Source organism: Aquimarina sp. AD10, from assembly GCF_003443715.1.
GTDB lineage: Bacteria > Bacteroidota > Bacteroidia > Flavobacteriales > Flavobacteriaceae > Aquimarina > Aquimarina aggregata.
The window spans coordinates 1,169,637-1,189,466 of record NZ_CP031965.1; the positions used below are offsets into that span (position 1 = coordinate 1,169,637).

The window sequence follows — 19,830 nt, forward strand, 5'->3', positions numbered from 1 at the left end:
TCATAATGCAATATTATAGTTTAAATAATGAAGCCCCTAATGTCTCTTTTTCTGAGGCGGTTATTAAAGGGCTTGCTCCTGATCGAGGATTATATTTTCCTGAACATATTACTCCACTACCAAAATCTTTTTTTGAAAACATCGAAAACCTAGATAATGTAGAAATAGCTTATCAAGCAATTCAGCAATTTGTAGGAGATGAAATCCCAGAAATAGAACTACGGGATATTTTAGAAGATGTTCTTAGCTTTGATTTTCCTGTAATATCCGTTGAGGAAAATATTGGAACTTTAGAGCTTTTTCACGGCCCCACTATGGCATTCAAAGATGTAGGAGCCCGTTTCATGGCACGATGTCTTGGATATTTTAATAAAAACAATGAAAACCATGTTACTGTTTTAGTAGCCACATCTGGTGATACCGGAGGTGCAGTAGCCAATGGATTTTTAGGAGTAAAAGGTGTTGATGTAGTTATCCTATATCCAACCGGTAAAGTCAGTGAGATACAAGAAAAACAACTAACAACATTAGGCCAGAATATTACAGCGCTTGAAGTAGATGGTGTTTTTGACGATTGTCAAGAAATGGTAAAATCGGCATTTCTAGATACTAGTATTACGGATCACAAACAGTTAACATCGGCAAACTCAATCAATGTAGCTAGATGGTTACCACAATTATTTTATTTCTTGTTTGCATACAAACAGATTAAAAACAAAAACAAGAACATTACTTTTTCGGTACCGAGTGGAAATTTTGGTAATATTTGTGCCGGAATTGTTGCCAATAAATTGGGATTACCCGTAAAACATTTTGTAGCAGCAACAAATATTAATGATACCGTTGTTCGATATTTAGAAAGCTCTACATATGAGCCTAAACCTTCTAAAGCTACAATTTCTAACGCTATGGACGTTGGTAACCCTAGTAACTTTATACGTATTCAAAATCTCTTCAATAATGATTTTTCTTCATTAAAAAATAGTTTTTCTGCATATAGCTTTAATGATCAAGAAACTAAAGAAGCAATGAAAGTGATATTTAATGAATCTGGTTATGTTGCAGATCCACATGGTGCTGTAGGATATCTAGGATTAAAAAAACAATCTTTAGGAGAAGATGATTATGGTATTTTTCTGGAAACTGCCCATCCTGTAAAATTTTTAGATGTTGTAGAAGAAACTTTAACCACTCAAATAGAAATTCCAGAACGAATTCAAAAAGTAATTGATAAAGAAAAGAAAAGTATTTCTATAGATAGTTATAAAAAACTAAAGGAGTTCTTATTACGATAAGAACTCCTTTTGATATATTATATATAATACTACTAGTAAACCTGATTTTTATTGCGATGCTAAAGCCTTCATTACTTTGTAGGTAATATCGGTTGTAGATGCTAAGTATTTAAAATTTACTGTAGTGTATTTATCTTCACTTTGACGAACAAATGGTGAATTATCAGCATTTTTAAGCTCTGCCGTTAATGTTACTGTTTCATAACCAAAGTTAGAAAAGAATCTACTTTCTGGAGTAGCAACAGTTCTTTTATAAATTGGTACTGGAGATTCTATACGATACAAAGATTCTAAACTTAAATTAGAGGCTAATAATTCAATCGCTCTATCTTCATCATTATCCCATCCCATATAATCAGCTCTGTGCATTGAATGTATATTAACGCCATCTTTTTGAAGCTTTTTGGTAAACATTCGCGTACCTATCATATTGCTTTTCCAATGGTCAAAGAAAACAACCATGAAATTTTTATTACGATTTTCTAATTCTGCAATTTTTTTTGCCACATAAAATGCTATAGCTACACCTGTTGCGTTATGGACTGCTCCTGGGCTATTTTCGACAGTATCATAATGTGCGCAAATAATAACATATTCATCACTACCATTGGTAGCAGGTATATTTGCAAAGATGTTTGTACCGGCAAATTGATTTCCTTTTTTATCTTGCACATTGTATGAATCTCTCTCTGGTTTTAACCCAGAATCTTTTAATTCATTAAATAAAAAATCTGCTGTAGCTTTTCGTTCTGATTTAGTCGATCTACTCGCTAATTTTTTCTTTCCTTTAATAGGTTCATGTCCTGTTAATTTTGCCACAATATTTCTTTGGACATTAATAATCTCGGCTTCTATTCGATCTTGTTCAGATTGAGCTGGGGCTAACTGAACTATAAAAACGAATGCTAGTAAAATTGTTCTATAATACTTCATTTTGTAGGTTTTGTATTCCGTTTACAGTTGTCAAATTTAGGAAATTTTTATTATATTCTAATTTAGTACTTTTATTTCTAAAATAATACTTCAAAAATGAAATTTGCAAAAACCATACCCTTTTTTATATTCATATTATTATTTTGTCAATGTAGTAATGAGAAATCTTCAAAGAATCGACTAATTGTACCTGAAAATTGGAGAACAGAAGTTCTTGATTTCCCTATAGAATTTGCTCCAAAACTTGATTATACTGGTTTTGAAAATGTTTGTTTTGCACCGGGTTGGGGAACTAAAGGAAGCCCTGAATATTTTTCATGTGCTTTTTTATGGGTTGTAGATGAAAATCCTAAGTTATCAGCAAAAAAATTAGAACTCGAAATAGAAACTTACTTTGACGGCTTAATGCAAGTGGTTTCTTCATCAGATCAAAATACACCTATACAAATTCCTAAATCAAAAGCATTTTTTGAAAAAGTAAAAGATAACTATTATGTAGGTAAGTTGTTAACCTATGATGCATTTACTACCAAAAAAGAGCTAAAACTCAATTTTATAGTAAATACTAATTATTGCGGTGAAGAAAAAAAACATCATGTGTTTTTTAAAATATCTCCACAAGATACTGAGCATCCTATTTGGAAAAAGATGAATACCATAAAAAATAACATTGTTTGCAAATAAACATATAGTCTCATTATAATTTTATTTTGAAGTTTTTTCTTGATTTTCTGATAAAAAACGTAAATTTTTACTCTCTAAAAATAATTTATAATGAATGTATGCTTCTTAATGTACCCTTGGGAAGAAATTAATCCTGAAAAAGACACTTCTTTAACTTTGATTCATGAATTTGCTAAACGAGGTCATGGAGTGGCTATTGCTACTCCTTCCAATTTAACTATTCGAGATAGCGTTACCTATTCTTTTTGTAAAGTAATTAATAGAGTAGAAAAAGTCTCATCTTCAATGAAGTCATTTCATATGAAAACTACATTTAGAGACGAAATGCTACCCTTGGCTGGATTTGATGTGATTATCTTACGAAGTAATCCCCCATTAGATATGATCATGCTTAATTTTTTGGACTCTGTTAAAGATGATGTATTTATTATGAATGATATTGATGGAATCCGTAGATCCAATAACAAACTTTATACTGCGGCTTTTGACGATATTGAAACTCACTTCATTCCAAGCACTCACGTTACTAAAAACAAGGACTATTTAATTAAAATGATTAAAGAATCACCTTCTGATAAAATGATTTTGAAACCTTTGAATGGTTTTGGTGGTTCTGGAGTAATTCTAATTGAAAAAAGAGCTATGACGAGTATTCGTTCTTTACTTGATTTTTATATTGATAATAAAGATGGTACTACAAATTATGTTATTCTTCAAGACTATATAGAAGGTGCGGATCAAGGTGATGTTCGTATTCTTATTCTTAACGGAAAACCAATAGGTGCCATGCGTCGTATTCCAGGAGAAGATGATCATAGATCTAATGTTACCGCAGGAGGCTCTGTGGTAAAACACTCTTTAACAAAACAAGAAAAAGAATTATGTCGAAAAATTGGTCCTAAATTAATAAAAGATGGACTCTATTTTGTTGGTATAGATGTTATTAATGGAATGTTAGTTGAAGTAAACGTTATGAGCCCCGGAGGAATTACGTATATCAATAAAAAATACAAAATTAAACTTCAAGAAAAAGTCATTGATTTTATTGAAGACAAAGTAGTACAACGTGTAAGTAGGTTTGACAGAAAGGCCAAACTTAGAAAAACAGTAGACGATGCTTAAGTTATCTATAGACCAGATTGTATCAAAAATAAATAACGAAGAAACATTTCATGCCGTTTCAAACGACTACTCTTTTACTATAAAAATAGACGCATATACTTACTACGTCTGCGCAGCGGTTCATGATGGTCATCAATTTCGTAAAGAATTATGGAGTAACTGTTTACATTCTGAATATGAACGGTGGTATGAAGAAGATCCGTCTACCAAACAAATGATTCAAAATCATCCTATAGTTATTGCTGGATGTGATTCGCGTTTCGAATATGATCTTAATAGAGCTCCAGAAAGTGCTATTTACGAAGATGCTTGGGGTAAAAAACTATGGAGCAAACCTTTGACATCAAGTGTCAAGAGTATTTCTCTTCAAAAACATGACAACTTTTATAAAGTAGTTCATGCCCTAATTTCTAAAATAGAATCTAAACATGGTGCCGCTATTGTTTATGATATACATTCTTATAATTGGAAAAGATGGGATCGTGAAGTACCCGTGATCAATATTGGTACTACCAATATTGATCAAACCAAATATGCTTCATTCGCAAAGTCATGGTGCTCTATGTTATCTCAAATTTGGTTTTCTGATAAAATTAAGACTACATCTGCGGTTAATGATACTTTTAAAGGTAATGGGTATTTTCTAAAATACATATCCAAATGTTTTACCAACACCTTAGTGCTAGCAACAGAATTTTCTAAGGTATACTGTGATGAATTAGAATATGTAGTATTTCCTGAGGTTGTATCTGCTATAGAGCGAGGGTTGTTTCAAAAAATTCCAGAACATGCAAAAACATTTTATAGTAAATTTATTGGCTAATTCCTCTTTTTTGGAGTTAGTTTGTATTATTTATCATTAAAGTGATTATAAAACCAACACACTAACATGTACGAAGATGTAGTAGAGATCTATAGTGATCTTTTTGAAATAGATCAAAATCTAAATAGATTGGTTAAGAATATAGAACTTCTTAACTATCTAAATCCATTAAACATAGAGCAAGAAAAAAAGAACTTTTTTGCTTGTAAATACAGAAAGAACCCAACTTTTAAGTACCGTAAAATTAAATTTAACCCTTATAAATTACAACGATTAATATTTAATCAACGTCTAGAACGAATAAAAGATGATAGCATTCGAAAATTGTATCAAGATATTATATATGAGTATTCTGGGTTAATACAATGCATTGAAACCATCGGAGAGGGTAAGAATTTTTATTATAATTCTCTAAAAGTATTTGGTACTCCTAAAGAACGTGATGTAGAAAATGCCAAATTTATTCTTCATTTTAAAGATGATAAAGAGGGTGATACAATTGGAGAACAATATACCGCATCTGATGCTGAGTCTTACTTTAGAGAATTTAGTGAACGGTATACTTTTAATTTTAAGATTAAAAAGTCTACAAATATTTCTGCTGCTGCTATGGTTCTTAATGCTTCAGAAACATTAGTATTAAAAAAAAATCATACGTTTAGTAGTAATGATTTAATGGTATTGGCAAATCATGAAATTGGAGTACACATGGTAACTACATTTAATGGTAAAAGTCAACCATTAAAAATATTCTCGAATGGATATGTAAACAATACAGAAACTCAGGAAGGTCTTGCGGTATTTAGTGAGTATATGTCTGGTTGCCTTACTCTTAAACGAATGAAAGAATTGGCATATAGAGTAATTGCTGCAGATAGCTTAATTAAAGGATATGATTTTAAGGACACATTTGATCTCTTATACAGTCAGTACAAATTAGATCGTAATACGGCATGGCAAATTACCTTACGTGTACATAGAGGCGGTGGATTTACAAAAGATTATTTGTACTTAACAGGACTTAAAAAGATATATGATTACTATTATTCTAAACAGGATATGAATATACTGTTAACAGGAAAAGTAACTCTTGAAGATAAAGCAAGCATTCTTAGACTTCAAGATTTAGGACTAGCCCACAAAAGTTTACATATAAGTGACTCTTTTGATCAAAATTTAAACACCAACACTAAACTAGATTTTATATTAAGAAATTTGAAATAGTATCATTTTACTTTTGTTTCAAATTATTAAGTTTAAACCATTGTAAAGCAATAATTGTTTTAGAATCTACAATTTCAGTACAAAGTAATCGATCTATTTCTGAGGTTGGATATTTACATAGTTGAATATCTTCTCCTTCGTCTTGAAGTCCTCCTCCTTTTGTAACTTGATCGTTTTCAGAAACCTCTGCATAATATAATAACATACGTTCAGTTGATCCTCCGGGAGTAGAATAACATGTTGTAATGTGTTTTAAGTCAGATGATATTTTATAACCTGTTTCTTCTTCTACTTCTCTAATTGCACATTCAACAGGATCTTCTCCTTCTTCTATTCCGCCAGCGGGAATTTCTAAAATCCACCCATCTCCATATTTTACAGTAGGATATCGAAATTGCTTAATAAACAGTAATTGATCTGTATCTCTTTCGTAGATCAAAACTGCTGCAAAATCACCTTTATCAACTAATTCTCGTTCACATTCTAAGGGTTTGTCATTACTAAAACGATCATGGCTAATTATAGCTTTTCTAATCTTAAGAAATCCATCGTGTAGTAATTCTTCATTAAGTACTTCGTATTCCATAAAAATAAAAATAGAGATTATTTTGAGTAATTTTTCAAAACAATCCCTAAAGTTTTGTAAACTTATTTTATTATCATAAAAATATAATGAAATGATATAATCGTTACACAATTCACAAATTAAATATCGATATTTTTAATTTACTATACCAGATTCTGCAAGTGTAATTAACAATGCCATTTTTATATTTTTTGTAGCATCAGGAGTATTCGTCCACGTCTCGTCTAATGCATGTGCTCTTCCGCCCTTTCCTCCTCTACTAATGGTAATTGCAGGTATATTCTTAGCAATGGGAATATTACTATTGGTAGATCCTGTTCTTAATTTAGGTGAAATCCCCAAATATGAAGCAACAGCTATAGAACGTTGTATTAAAGGTAACTTATCTGATAATGTTCCTGAAGGACGATCTCCTATTGGTACCAATTCTAATGTTACTTTATCTTTTATGCCAGAAGCATTATAAGTTACTTCTGCTTTTCTCATACTCGCTTTAAAAATGCTATCAATTTCTAGTAATCGTTCTGGACTTAAAGAACGCATATCAACCTCAGCCCAAGATTCAAAAGGTATTGAATTTACAGATGTCCCACCACCGATGCGACCAATATTAAACGAAGTTTTAGATCCTTTTTGTGCTACGTACTTTGACGCTTCTTCTACGAAAAGTGTTATCCCTTTTCCTAAAGCATGGTGAGGATTTGCTAATCCAAAAGCTCCCCATGAATGTCCTCCCTTTCCTTTAAAAACAGCCTTATATCGTTTAGAACCTAATCCACCATTAATAATACGCGAAGGACCTCCCCCATCAATAGAGATCCAAGAATCAATTTTAATACTTGATTTTTTACTAAACAGATGCTTAACTCCTCTTAAATCTCCTAACCCTTCTTCTCCAACTGTACCCACAAAAACAATATCCGCATCTGTACTAATTTTTGCTTTGTTCATTCCTTTTAGTACAGCTATCAGCATAGCCATTCCTCTTGTATTATCACCAATACCTGGAGCGGCGTATGTTGATCCTTCTATTTTTACAGTTACATCTGTTTCTTCGGGAAATACAGTATCAATATGTGCATCTAGAACTACTGTTCTTTTTCTCTTTTTTCCTTTTCTTAGTGCCAATACATTACCAACAGCATCTATCCAAACACTATCAATTCCTGTTTGAGAAAACAATTCTACAAACCTCTTTGCCCTTTTAGTTTCTTTAAAAGGTGGTGCGGGAATTTCTGTTAGTTCTATCATATTCTTGATAGTTTCTGAATCAGATATATCTATCTCATTCATAGCGATTTGCACAGATTTGTCTGTTGTTAGTTTTTTTATTTCTTTAGTGAATTCTTTCGTTGCTATTACTCCATCTTGAGCAAAAGTAGAACCACCCAAGAGCAAAGAAACTCCTAGGATACATCGTAATAAATTTGTGTGCATTTTACTTACTATTAGTGTTTGAGTGAATCAATTATTTTTTTTTTAGAAGTATTAGGAGAATAATTACCCCTTATCAAGTCCATAACCAAAGTCTTTACCTTTTTGAATTCTAGGAACCCCTTTATTCATCCATTCTGGTGCAGGCTGATCCTTTAGGTAATGATCAAAAAATTGCATCATTCTAATCGACAAGTCCTTTTTATTCTTCACTTTTCTAAGATTATGAGCTTCATCATTATATACTAATAACCAAACTGGTTTTTGTAATCTTCGCATTCCCATAAACATTTCTATACCTTGATAATATGGTACTGCTCCATCTTTATCATTATGCATCATAAGCAATGGTGTCTCAATCTTAGGGATACCAAATAAAGGTGAGTTTTCTATATATAAATCAAAACCTTCCCATAAATTCTTACCTATACGACTTTGTGTTTTTTCATACTGAAAAGCTCTACTAAGTCCTGATTGCCATCGAATCCCACCGTAAGCCGAGGTCATATTACTCACAGGTGCACCGGCCATTGCTGTTTTAAATTTATTAGTAACCGTTATCAAATATGCCACTTGATATCCTCCCCAACTTTGGCCTTGAATAGCCAAATTATTGCTATCAACATAGCCCAATTCTTCTACTGCCTCTACTCCAGAAACAATACAATTATATGCACTTGGACCAGGCTTTCCCTCTTTATAAACGATATCAGGAACGAACATAATATAATCATTACTTACCAAATATGCTGCATTTACCGTTGATGCACTGGGTTGTGGAGCATGATGTTTATGATAGGTATCCGATCTTTTTTCATAAAAATAAGTGATCATAGGATATTTTTTTGAAGGATCAAAATCTTGTGGTTTATAAATGATTCCTTCTAATAGTGTTCCATCATAAGCTTTCCAAGAAAAAAGTTCTGCTGTACCCCATTTGAAATTTTCTTGATGTGGATTTATCTGCGTTATCTTTTTAACAGTAGTAAAATCATTTTTAGAAACATGTAAATCCGGATATGTTTTAAAGTTTTCTTTTCTATATGTAAAAACATCAGCATTCTTAGCTTTCTTAAAACTACTTATTAGAAAATCACTTGCTTTTATTTTTTCTACAAGCTTATCTTTTTCTAAAACAAAAACACCTGAGGCCTTAGTGCTCTTATCAAAACTTGTAACCACTAATTTTTTATTGCTATAAGATGCATTATTCTTATTTTCTGAATCTAATCTTTCTGTTCTGTATTCTACATTATTTTTTCTTCCGTTCTTAGTAATATTAATTGGCTTTTCTTTTCCGTTTAACGCTATTTTCCAGATATCATATTTATCAAAAACCAAAGCATATCCTTTGCTGTCAAAACCACCAAAACCATATGGCCTTGGTAACATAGGACGATCATTTTCTTCATCATAAAAAGCTACTGGTATTTCTTTGGTAAGATTGGTTTTTGTTAAGGTTTTTAAATCAAGAGAAAACCAATGGCCTGTATTTATGTCAAAATGCAATCCATATTTATAATCAGGTGATAAAAAAGGTTTTAAAGCAGTATTTTTTAATAAAAGACGTTTCTTTCCGGTTTTAGAATCAATTACAAAAAAATCTTTCCATGTAATATCCCAAGAGCGTTGTACATCATAAGGAGAACTTGTGGCCCCAAAAATATAAGGTTGTTCTTTTTTCTTATCAAAAATGAGATCATCGGTATCTTTATCTTGTAAGTGAACATAAGCATTTCTTTCAATATCAAAATATGATATGAAGGCTTTTTTATTTAGCTCTTTAAATTTTGATTTTTGTTCTGGTTGGATCATTTTATCTTTCCAATGCCAGACGTCTACTTGAGGAATTTCTTCTTCTAAAAGAGTCGTATCTTTTCTATATTGCTTCATAGGTCTGGAATAAAAATATAACCTATTACCACTTTCTGAAAAGAAAGGTGTTTGTTGACCACTTAACTCCCAATGGTCATTGAGGTGTTTTACGGAACTGTCTACTATTTTTTTAAGTTGATTATCTTTAAAATAGTATAATTCGTATTTAAGGTATTCTATATTTACAGAATCTTTTATTGCGATAAAAGAAAGTTCAGTACCTGTATCATTCGTAGCTAATTTTTTATAAATGTATTTGCCCTCGTCTATCGTTTGGCTAATTCCCGAAGTCAAATTATATTTATAGATTCCGTTATCTCTAGGAAGTGCTACATTATCTTTTTTAGGTTGTTCTTTACTACTAGTGGTATAATAAAGTTGTTTTCCTTTATTTGATAACACAAAATCTTTTATTTGATATATAGTATCTTTTTTCTTTGTATTTAAAGTATAAACTAAAGCATAGTTTTGCTTAGAAGCCTTTGATTTTATTTTAATCAGTGTATCCTTTTTCTTACTCTTATATTTTTCTATAACTACCCATCCTGAATATTCTTTAGGTAACTTGTATTTTTTTACATTTAGAATAGAGTCATAGATCTTATTGTTTTTTACATCGTAAATAAATAATGCATCCTTAGTTCGATTTGCTTCTTTGAGTTTTTTCTTTTTTTCTTTTCTAGTCTTTTGATAAGCCGGTTTTCTTTTAAAAACTACATATTTTTCGTCGTGGGATATTGAAGTTTCATATCCATTAAAAAAAGTAAATTTCTTTCCACTTATTGTGTTGTAAATCTCAACATATCCATCTCCCATTTTTGTAGAAGTTTTTATAGTTGAAACGACTAATTTGCCTTGTTTAGATATTTTGACATCACTCATGCTTTTCCACAAGTCATAATCATCATGTGTGATCACTTTTTTTTGAGCAAAAGATAGTGTTACACTAAAAAAGAATAGAAAAGTGATTGCTCTATGTATCATTATTAGATTTTTTGGAAAGGAAATTTATAAAATTTCACTTATTAAATTTTCTTTAAAGTTACAAAAGAAAAGAGTACGTAGTTAAATACGTCCAATGTAATGTTGTTTAGTAATTAAGGTTCTTAAAAATCAATCCGGTACCGTATTAAAACTACCGGATTGATTTTGATCTATAGCTGATTCAAATTTATGCTATTTTAGGAAAGTGATAATTAATTCTGGTGCTGCATCACCATCAAAAGTCTCTGCTTCCCTTCCGGCAGATGTAGAAGTAACATTAAGTGATGCACCTGAAGGTTTCATAATAATATTCAAACTATTTCCACTTGTCCAATCACTCCTATTTACAATCTCCTGTATAATCGAAGATATATCCACCGTTTTTTGTGCTTCGGACTTATCTCCTTCGGTTACCCACTCAGGAATATTCCAAACTGCATTTGCCATTGTTAATGTTCTTGCAGATAGATTACCATTAGTATCTGTATATGTGGGTGCATTACCAATATTTTCTCCAAAAATTGTCATCTCCACTGGATCTGATCCATCATTATCGGCAGTAAACTGAATGCTAGCTGAAGATATAACAGCACCGTTAGGTATAGCTATTTCATTAAATCGTAGCCCAATATTTGGTAATCCAAAATCCGGGGTACCTGCCCCATCTATTTCACCAATTTCAAGATCCCCACTTCCTAATGACATTTCACCAACTTCATCTCCAATTAAAGCCTCCTCAACATCATCTGAGGATTCATTTATAGGTACTGTTACTGTGACAGCTTCAAGAAGTGTGAAATCAGGGCCTATTACTTCTACTCCCTGAACAGATACTATAATAGGAGCTGTTCCTACTGGTGTTCCAGAAGGAATTGTAAATGTAATCGATGTTGTTGTGGCGGTACTAACAGAAATGTTTTCAGATCCATTAATTTTAACTTTATTCTCACTTGCTAAAGGACTAAAATTTGTTCCCATAACAACAATTACAGCACCTTCTACTGCACTAGTTTCTGAAACACTTGTTATTGTTGGTGCTGGATAGGTAACGGTAAAATCTGCTCCAGAGGTTTCTTCGCGATTAGTTGTTACCGTAACTACTCCTGTAATTGCTCTACTAGGCACCGTAGTCGTAATTGAATTAGAAGACGAAACAGTAACTACTCCATTAACGACTCCATTAAGCCCTGTAAAAGCTACTACATTATCTTTTGGTGTAGTACTAAAATTGGTTCCTCTGATGGTAATTGTCGATCCAACAAGAGCACTACTGGGCTCAATATTGGTAATAGTAAGAGGATTCACTCTTATCGATGGATCAAATGATGCATCATCATTATCATCACATGACCATAATAAAACACAAACAACTAAACCTATACACATGGTTGATTTTGTGATAGTCATTATTATATTTTTCATTCTATATATTTTATATTAAAAGATATCTTTTATGCATTGCAATCATTCGACCTAATCATTTTGCTTTAATAATGGATTAGCGTTTATTGCATCTTGGGGTATTAACCATTGCCAACGATCATCTCCTGCAGGTATATCAAGTTCAACAGCTAATGAAGGGATATGATTAGCACCATTTCTGTTAAGAGGTAAGTCCATACGTTTTAAATCGTACCATCTAAAACCTTCTCCCCATAACTCCCATCGTCTTTGTAATAAAATCTCATCTACTAATGCTGTACCAGTATTCGTAGACAACATGTAAGAAGGGTCTCGTACTATTGCATAATTAAACAATACATTAGCAGCCAAAGCATCACCCATTCTGGCTTTAGCCTCTGCTTCGATAAGATACATTTCTGATACTCTCATATAGGGTACATCCATTCTAGAATCATCTGTACCTTCTGCAATAAATTTTTGACTCGTATAAGGTTTAAGAACTCCACCTGGAGGTAATGTTACACCTGCAGGTAAGTTTAAATGTTCTCCTGTTGGATCAAATAATAACTTCCGAATATCTGTATCTGGTATGGCATCATACAAAGTACTATTGATAGCTTTAGGATTTCGTCTTATGTTATTAGAACTAAAATTTCTGGAAATATGGGACCCATAAGAAGAAAAGAATGTAGTTTGATCTTCTTGTATATGACTACCCCACATCCATTCATCACTAGTAAAATCAGAAAAGTTATTAAAATAATCATCTCTAGACATTAATGCATATCCAACTCTTGCTATTTCTGCAAACTGAGCTGCAGTAGCATAATTACCCTGTACAAGCGCTATTCTTGCTTTAAGACCTTGGGCAATACTTTTATCTAAATGTGATTTATTTGGTCTAGTATATCCTTCAAGCGCAATAATTGCATCATCTAAATCCTTATTAACTTGAGCATATACAGCCTCTACTGTTGGGCGTTCTGCTGGTTCCTGATCTACAGTTAAACTAATAGGAATACCCAGTTGAGAATTCGTCTCCCCAGGAACATATCTTTTAGCATATAACTGAACCATTTGAAAATGAGCCCAAGCTCTATAAATTAATGCTTGACCAACTGCTGCATTTCTTTGTTCTATAGGACCAACTGCTTGATCTGCACCATTAATTATAGTATTAGCATTTCTAATTATTCTATAATATACTCTATACGGAAATAAATTATCAGAATCAGAAGCATCCCGATTATCAATCCATTTATAAAAATTAATAAATCTATTATTTCCACGATCAGTCATTACGTAATCCTCTCCTAAAGCTTCGACCTGCATCATAAAAGCTCCGACACCTCCTCTTCTATTACTACCATAAGTAATATATAGTGACCTGTGAATACCATTAACTACCAGAAATAAGTTTTCTGTAGTTTCTGTAGCTGTTTCAGAAGCGATATCCTCAGTAGGTACTTCCTCTAAAAAATCTTTTTCACAAGAATTAAAAAAAACACTTGTGAACACTAAAATTAATAGAATTAATCTGTTATTCGTTTTCATCGTTTTCTTTTTAAAATGTTGCGTTAAATCCTAATGTTACAATTCTGGCAGGTGTAAACCTGTTTGAGGTAGTACCTGCAAACCTTTGTGCAGGTTCTAATCCTTTTCGAGCATTTAATACAAATAAATTTTCTCCACTCATATATATTCTTGCGCTACTCAATCCTAATCGTTCGGTTAATGTTCGATTAAAATTGTAAGCCAAATTAGCTTGTCTTAAAGCAAGAAAATCTGATTTAACCAACCATCTATCAGAACTGGCTCCAAAATTGCTTAATTGCTCTACATCTAACCTAGGCACATCAGTAATGTCGCCAGGGTTTTGCCAACGATCTCTAATATCTATATGAAATGAATCTCCGAAATCTCCAGAATGTAATAAACTTCGATATGCGCTATCAAAGGTCTCACCCCCTAGTTGGTATGTACATGTAATCCCTAATTCAAAATTTTTATATTTAAAGCTATTGGTAAAAGATCCAAAAAGATCAGGAGTTGCAGTACCTACAATATCAAAGAGTGCGTCATTCTGATTTGTTGTAACAATCGTACCGTCTGCGGTAGTTCGTACATCGCTATCCCCTACTGCACCTTTATCAGGATCTAAAATATAAAGAGCAGATCCATCTGCTGGATCTACACCATACCAATCTCTTAGGAAAAACGAAAAAATATCACCGCCTACAAATAGTTTCTTTGTACCATTAATAATTTCTTCTTGCGGTAATTCTGTAATTTCGTTTTTTAAGGTAGATGCATTTACATTTAAGTCCCAGCTAAAATTAGTAGTTTTAATAATTCCTATATTCAAATCTAATTCTAATCCACTATTTACTAAACTTCCTATATTGTCGGGTCTATCGTCTAAACCATTTTCAAGCTCTAAGGGAACTTCAAAAAGTAAATCTTTAGACTCTCTATTGTAATATTCTAATGTTCCAAAAACTCTATTATTAAACAGACCAAATTCAATTGCAACATCAGATTGTATATTTGTTTCCCAAGTTAAATCAGGATTTCCGGATGCTGAAGCTAGTATTCCTCCTTCAGGTCCGTTATTATTATTTAAACCAAACAATGCTTGACTTATATAAAAACTACCTAATCGGTCATTCCCAACTTCACCATAAGACGCTCTAAGTTTAAGGTTATTAATCCATTCTATAGAATTCATAAACTCTTCTTGATTTAATCTCCATGAGCCCCCAACAGAAAAGAAATCCCCCCATCTATTATTCAGAAATCGCGAAGAAGCGTCTCTTCTATAAGATCCAGAGATGTAATACTTATCATTAAAGTCATATGTAATATTACTAAAATACCCTTCTCTTGTTAATCTTCCTGTATCAGAATTTAAATCTGTCGTTGTCGTAAAGTTAACAAGCTCATCAATTCCTTCTGCAATTACTCCAGTTCTTTGTCCCTCAAAGAAATTATTTTCTTGTTCAAAACTTTCATGCCCTAATAACACGCCTAGAGTGTGTTTGCCAATATCTTTACTATATCTAAGTAATTGATTATAATTTATTGCACTACGAATAGATGTTTGCTTGGTAAGCCTTCCTGCTCCTTGTGCATCTCCAACAATAGGGTTTTCGAATTCTACACCTTCTCTGAAACGTTTATCAAGTGCAGCATTTATAGTAAAAGTAAAATCTTGCAGAAATTTAAATTCTGCGTACACTCTACTATTTAAAGAAAAGATCTCATCTACATCTCTATTCAATAATGTTTCTTGTATTACATTTCTACCTCCTGCACCTGCTCTTGGACTGGTAAAATCGTATTGTCTATTTCCTTGAGAATCTAATAAAAACGCTCCGGTAGTTTGATTATGCAAAAAAACGGGATAAATAGGAGCAATAGATCTTGATACGTTAAATGGGTTTACACTACCAGTACTAGTACCATCTGAAGCATTATTTGCTGTTGTGGTAGATACAGACAAATTAAGTCCTGTTTTAAACCATTTTTTTAATTGACTATTAACATTTATACGACCTGTGATTCTCTCAAAATCAGTCTTAATAAGGTAACCATCTTCTTTTAAATACCCTATAGAAGCAAAATAGTCTGTTTTTTCTGAAGCTCCGCTATAAGAAAAATTCAGATTGGATCTAAACCCAGTTCTTATTAAAAAATCTTGCCAGTCTAAATCGTCTGTATATAATAATTCTGCTGCAGGATTAAGGCTACCATCGGTCAAAACGATTTGATCATTAGGAACATTAAAAGGGTTGATTCCTAAATTTCCGAAAATTTCATCACTAGCCCTTTGATTAGCTTCGTCAAGAGGAATATTATCTGAAATAGAAAAACTGTTTCGTAATGCTTCCCACATTAATGGATAATACTCTCTGGTACTTACTCTTTCATATTCCTGAATACCTCTAGTGCTAACTCCCTGGCTAACATCGAGTGTAAAAGTATCTTTTCTGCCTTTTTTACCTTTTTTTGTGGTAATTAAAATTACTCCATTTGCAGCTCTACTACCATATAAAGAAGTAGAAGCAGCATCTTTTAATATGGATAAACTTGCAATATCATTTGGGTTTAAATTTGAAAAATCACCTGTAAACTGTACTCCGTCAACTACAATTAAAGGGTCACTTGAAGCATTTACAGAACCGATCCCCCTAACTCTAATAGTTGGACTAGAACCTGGTTGTCCATTTGCAGGAGTTAATCGAACTCCCGCTGCGGCGCCATCTAATGCCGTAAGAACATTTGTTACTGGTCGTTCTGTTATTTCTGTAGCCGTAATTTGGGTCACTGACCCTGTATAGGTTGATTTGCGTGCAACACCATATGCTACCACTACTACTTCATCAAGAGTTGATGCATCCTCTTGTAAGGTAATATTTATTGTAGTACTTGTACCAATAATAACTTCTTTAGTAATGAGTCCTATATAAGAAAAAACTAAAACATCTCCTTGGTTAGCTTCCAACTTGTAATTACCATCAAAATCGGTTTGAGTACCATTATTAGTGCCTTTGATAACAACATTAACTCCTGGTAAAGGCACATTATCTTGAGCAGTAACTACCCCACTAACCATATTTTGTAATGCAGCTATATTTTTTTTCTTTTTAGGCTTTTTTAAGTTCGATACCTTTTTTGATTCTTTTTCATCTATAGAATTCAATAACTTCTTTAATACCTGTTCTGACGTTTTTGTGTTTTTTGGAAACAAAACCACTTGATTCTTATAAATTTTGAAATCTATATTAGTTTTAATCAATAGTTTACCAAGTACTTTTTTCAGTTTTTCATTAGTTGCTTTTAATGAAACCTTTTTTGAAATATCTATCAGGTTATTATTATAAAAGAAGCGATATTCACTTTTTTCTTCTATTTCATTGATTGCAATCTGTAAGGTAACTTCTTCTAATGAAACTGAAATATTTTGTGAGTATGTATTAAACGAAAATAGCTTCGAAATAGTAATACATATAAGCAACGAATATATTTTCATAATTCTTATTAGATGTTTTCTGGATAAGAAAACTTCCGAAAAGTTTTTTTTCATAATTTTGTGTGATTTTAATTATTCTTATTCTGAGTCTAATTAAATTGTTTTAAGAAGAGAGTGTTGCAGCACTCTCTTCTTTAGTTTTATTCTGGGTCAAGCATAATTTTATTTTCTTCATATTTATAATTTATAGGTGAGGATATTTTTAATAGCTCTAATACTTCTTCTAATTTCAGGTTATCAAATTCTCCTGTATATTTATACTGAAGGAGAGAATCTGATTGAATAACAAACTCAACATCATACTTTCTATTTAAATCCAGTACTACTTGTTTTAAAGGAGTATTATCAAAAATCAATTTACCATCTTGCCAAGCGACAATACGATTAGAATCTACTTTATCAACTTTAATATTACTCTTTTTCTTATCAAAAACAGCTCTTTCTGAAGGCTCTAAAACTATTGGATTTTGTTCAATATTTTGTTTGTGAACCTCTACTTTACCAGTAACTAATGTAGTTTCTATTTTCTCGTCTTTAGGATAAGACTTCACATTAAAAGAGGTTCCTAGCACTTTAATCTTAAGGTTTTCTGCTTCGACTATAAAGGGCATATTTATATTTCTTTTGATATCAAAAAAAGCTTCTCCTATCAATGTAACTTTTCTTAAACTATCGGTAAACTCTTTAGGGTAAGAAATAGAGCTATTTGCATTAAGAACAATGGTAGATCCATCTGGCAAAACAACAGTCTTAAATCCACCGTGTTCTGTTGATACTGTTCGTGTACCAAACTTTAAATAATTTGTGGTGTTTACAATTAAATCATTGTTAGAAAACGATGAATAAAAATACAGCAGTAAAAATGGCATCATTACTGATGCTACTATAGCTGTATAGTAATACGTTTTCTTCTTCGTTTTCTTAGACGAAAAACGTTGATAAGACTCATTAACATCGGTTGTATTTAATGAATCTAAGGTGGCAGCAACATATTGTGCTTTTAGTAAATTAAATTGTTTTTGATGTTTTTTATCTTTTCGAATCCATTCTATGATGGATTTTTTCTCTTCAGGACTTGCATCTCCTTTAATATATTTCTTAAGGTCTTTGTCTTGCATTAAATATAGTCTTATATATATAAAGACGTATAAAAATGTAACACCCCCTAGTTACTTTTAATTTTTTTTAAAATATTAAAATAATGATAAGAATTCTTTGAGATGAAATCGCATATGCCTAATAGCTTTTGACATATGATTTTCTACAGTTTTAATAGAAATATCTAACTCATTAGATATTTCTTTATTCTTTAGACCTTCTATTCTACTTTTTACAAATACTTCTTGGCATTTTTCTGGAAGTAATGAGATACTTTCCTGAATTCTTAGCTCCAATTCCTTTTCTAAAATTGTAGATGTATCTTTATCCGACAAAGCATTATGATTTAAAAATGCCTCAAGTTGAACCATATTATTGGTTCTACTAAGTTTATGTTTTTTGGATCTTAAATAATCCAGACAAGAGTTTTTCGTGATCTTAAATAAGTATCCGTTTATATTAGAAGTAATTTTCTTTCTTTTTTTCCATGCTTTTAAAAACACATCCTGAATAATCTCTTCTGCATCTTCTCTATTTGATATATAACTTTGGGCTAAGTACAATAATTTACTGTAGTATAATTCAAAGACAATTTTAAAGGCCTCTTCGTTACCTTCATTTATTTTTTTGATTAAAAATTCATCTGTTATATGTGATTCCCTCTTCATCATTATTGTAATTCCACAACCAAATATAAATGATTTTTATTTAACTTCATGACAACAAATAATTAACATTAAAACTTTAATTATTATAAAAAAATCGTTTTAATTCTAATTATCTTCTAAGAATTGCTAAAATATAGAGAAGATATATTATTGTACATCATCTATCTTTTGTTCTGTATACAAACTTTAAACCACTCCAATCATCATCGATTGCAGCCACTTTTACATCTACCAATCCAATGTGGATTAAATATTCTCGTATCATATCCCTTTTAAGGTCTGTTACAATTTTTGAACTCCCTTTTGGCCAACTCACCCATAACATACCATGCTTTTTTATGGCAGGTTTGTACTTTGTGACTATACCACTAAGTTCTATAAATGTGGTACAAAAAAGATGCGCAAAATCTACAGTCTCTTTTCCTAATACATCAGTATTTATAACATTTTCAGGTAAATCTGAAAAAAGATCAAAATAATAATCGGGTTGATTATATAAGGCTATAGTATACCCCTCTTTAATTCCTAATTTTTTTGATAAAGCCGTTCCTGAATATCCTGCTGCCATTACTACTACTATTAATATGTACACAAAGGTTCCTTATAAAATTAACAAAACTTATACATATATCTACTTTTCAAATTGTGTGAAATAGTAAAATAAACAA

General features: G+C 31.7%; 15 protein-coding genes. 5 read left to right on the plus strand and 10 right to left on the minus strand.

The genetic code is table 11. The features are described 5' to 3' along the window. The first annotated feature begins 5 nt into the window (after window positions 1-5). The gene (gene thrC, locus D1816_RS05000; protein WP_118501419.1) at window positions 6-1,295 is read left to right on the plus strand and encodes a threonine synthase; all 1,290 of its coding nucleotides are present in this window, start codon (window positions 6-8) and stop codon (window positions 1,293-1,295) included. A gap of 48 nt (window positions 1,296-1,343) precedes the next feature. On the opposite strand, the gene D1816_RS05005 is transcribed toward thrC, so the two are convergent. Then, the gene (locus D1816_RS05005; RefSeq protein WP_066309711.1) at window positions 1,344-2,228 is read right to left on the minus strand and encodes a M28 family metallopeptidase; all 885 of its coding nucleotides are present in this window, start codon (window positions 2,226-2,228) and stop codon (window positions 1,344-1,346) included. A 96-nt stretch (window positions 2,229-2,324) separates the two neighbouring features. On the opposite strand from D1816_RS05005, the gene D1816_RS05010 reads away from it, so the two are divergent. From D1816_RS05010 to D1816_RS05025, 4 genes are all read left to right on the plus strand, one after another. Continuing rightward, entirely contained in the window at window positions 2,325-2,912 is a 588-nt protein-coding gene (locus D1816_RS05010; RefSeq protein ID WP_118501420.1) for a hypothetical protein, read from the plus strand. 90 nt (window positions 2,913-3,002) lie between these two features. Beyond that, the gene (gene gshB, locus D1816_RS05015) at window positions 3,003-4,034 is read left to right on the plus strand and encodes a glutathione synthase (RefSeq protein ID WP_082832301.1); all 1,032 of its coding nucleotides are present in this window, start codon (window positions 3,003-3,005) and stop codon (window positions 4,032-4,034) included. Then, window positions 4,027-4,857 (plus strand): N-formylglutamate amidohydrolase, encoded by an 831-nt coding sequence (locus tag D1816_RS05020; RefSeq protein ID WP_118501421.1) that lies wholly within the window; start codon window positions 4,027-4,029, stop codon window positions 4,855-4,857. Before gshB ends, D1816_RS05020 begins: the two co-directional genes overlap by 8 nt. Window positions 4,858-4,923: 66 nt before the next feature. Further along, the gene (locus D1816_RS05025; protein ID WP_066309694.1) at window positions 4,924-6,081 is read left to right on the plus strand and encodes a flavohemoglobin expression-modulating QEGLA motif protein; all 1,158 of its coding nucleotides are present in this window, start codon (window positions 4,924-4,926) and stop codon (window positions 6,079-6,081) included. Between the two features lie 7 nt (window positions 6,082-6,088). Here D1816_RS05025 and D1816_RS05030 read toward each other — a convergent pair whose 3' ends face one another. The 9 genes from D1816_RS05030 to D1816_RS05070 all read right to left on the minus strand — a co-directional run bounded on the left by D1816_RS05030 (window position 6,089) and on the right by D1816_RS05070 (window position 19,754). Continuing rightward, entirely contained in the window at window positions 6,089-6,667 is a 579-nt protein-coding gene (locus D1816_RS05030) for an NUDIX hydrolase (RefSeq protein WP_066309692.1), read from the minus strand. A gap of 135 nt (window positions 6,668-6,802) precedes the next feature. Then, a complete protein-coding gene (locus D1816_RS05035; protein ID WP_118501422.1) occupies window positions 6,803-8,104 on the minus strand; it encodes a M20/M25/M40 family metallo-hydrolase in 1,302 nt (433 codons plus the stop codon). Window positions 8,105-8,167: 63 nt separating this feature from the next. Then, the gene (locus D1816_RS05040; protein WP_118501423.1) at window positions 8,168-10,960 is read right to left on the minus strand and encodes a S9 family peptidase; all 2,793 of its coding nucleotides are present in this window, start codon (window positions 10,958-10,960) and stop codon (window positions 8,168-8,170) included. A 192-nt stretch (window positions 10,961-11,152) separates the two neighbouring features. After that, window positions 11,153-12,382: an IPT/TIG domain-containing protein gene (locus D1816_RS05045; protein ID WP_118501424.1), complete on the minus strand. Its 1,230-nt coding sequence runs from the start codon at window positions 12,380-12,382 to the stop codon at window positions 11,153-11,155. Between the two features lie 51 nt (window positions 12,383-12,433). Next, complete coding sequence (locus D1816_RS05050; RefSeq protein WP_118501425.1) at window positions 12,434-13,918, minus strand: RagB/SusD family nutrient uptake outer membrane protein; 1,485 nt, start codon at window positions 13,916-13,918, stop codon at window positions 12,434-12,436. A gap of 10 nt (window positions 13,919-13,928) precedes the next feature. Then, window positions 13,929-17,450, minus strand: coding sequence for a SusC/RagA family TonB-linked outer membrane protein (locus D1816_RS05055; RefSeq protein ID WP_082832299.1), 3,522 nt, complete (start codon window positions 17,448-17,450; stop codon window positions 13,929-13,931). 86 nt (window positions 17,451-17,536) lie between these two features. Then, entirely contained in the window at window positions 17,537-18,514 is a 978-nt protein-coding gene (locus D1816_RS05060) for a FecR family protein (protein ID WP_118501426.1), read from the minus strand. Window positions 18,515-18,589: 75 nt separating this feature from the next. Beyond that, the gene (locus tag D1816_RS05065; protein WP_205504653.1) at window positions 18,590-19,162 is read right to left on the minus strand and encodes an RNA polymerase sigma-70 factor; all 573 of its coding nucleotides are present in this window, start codon (window positions 19,160-19,162) and stop codon (window positions 18,590-18,592) included. A gap of 157 nt (window positions 19,163-19,319) precedes the next feature. Further along, a complete protein-coding gene (locus D1816_RS05070) occupies window positions 19,320-19,754 on the minus strand; it encodes a DUF3052 domain-containing protein (protein WP_232517333.1) in 435 nt (144 codons plus the stop codon). Between the last annotated feature and the right edge of the window lie 76 nt (window positions 19,755-19,830).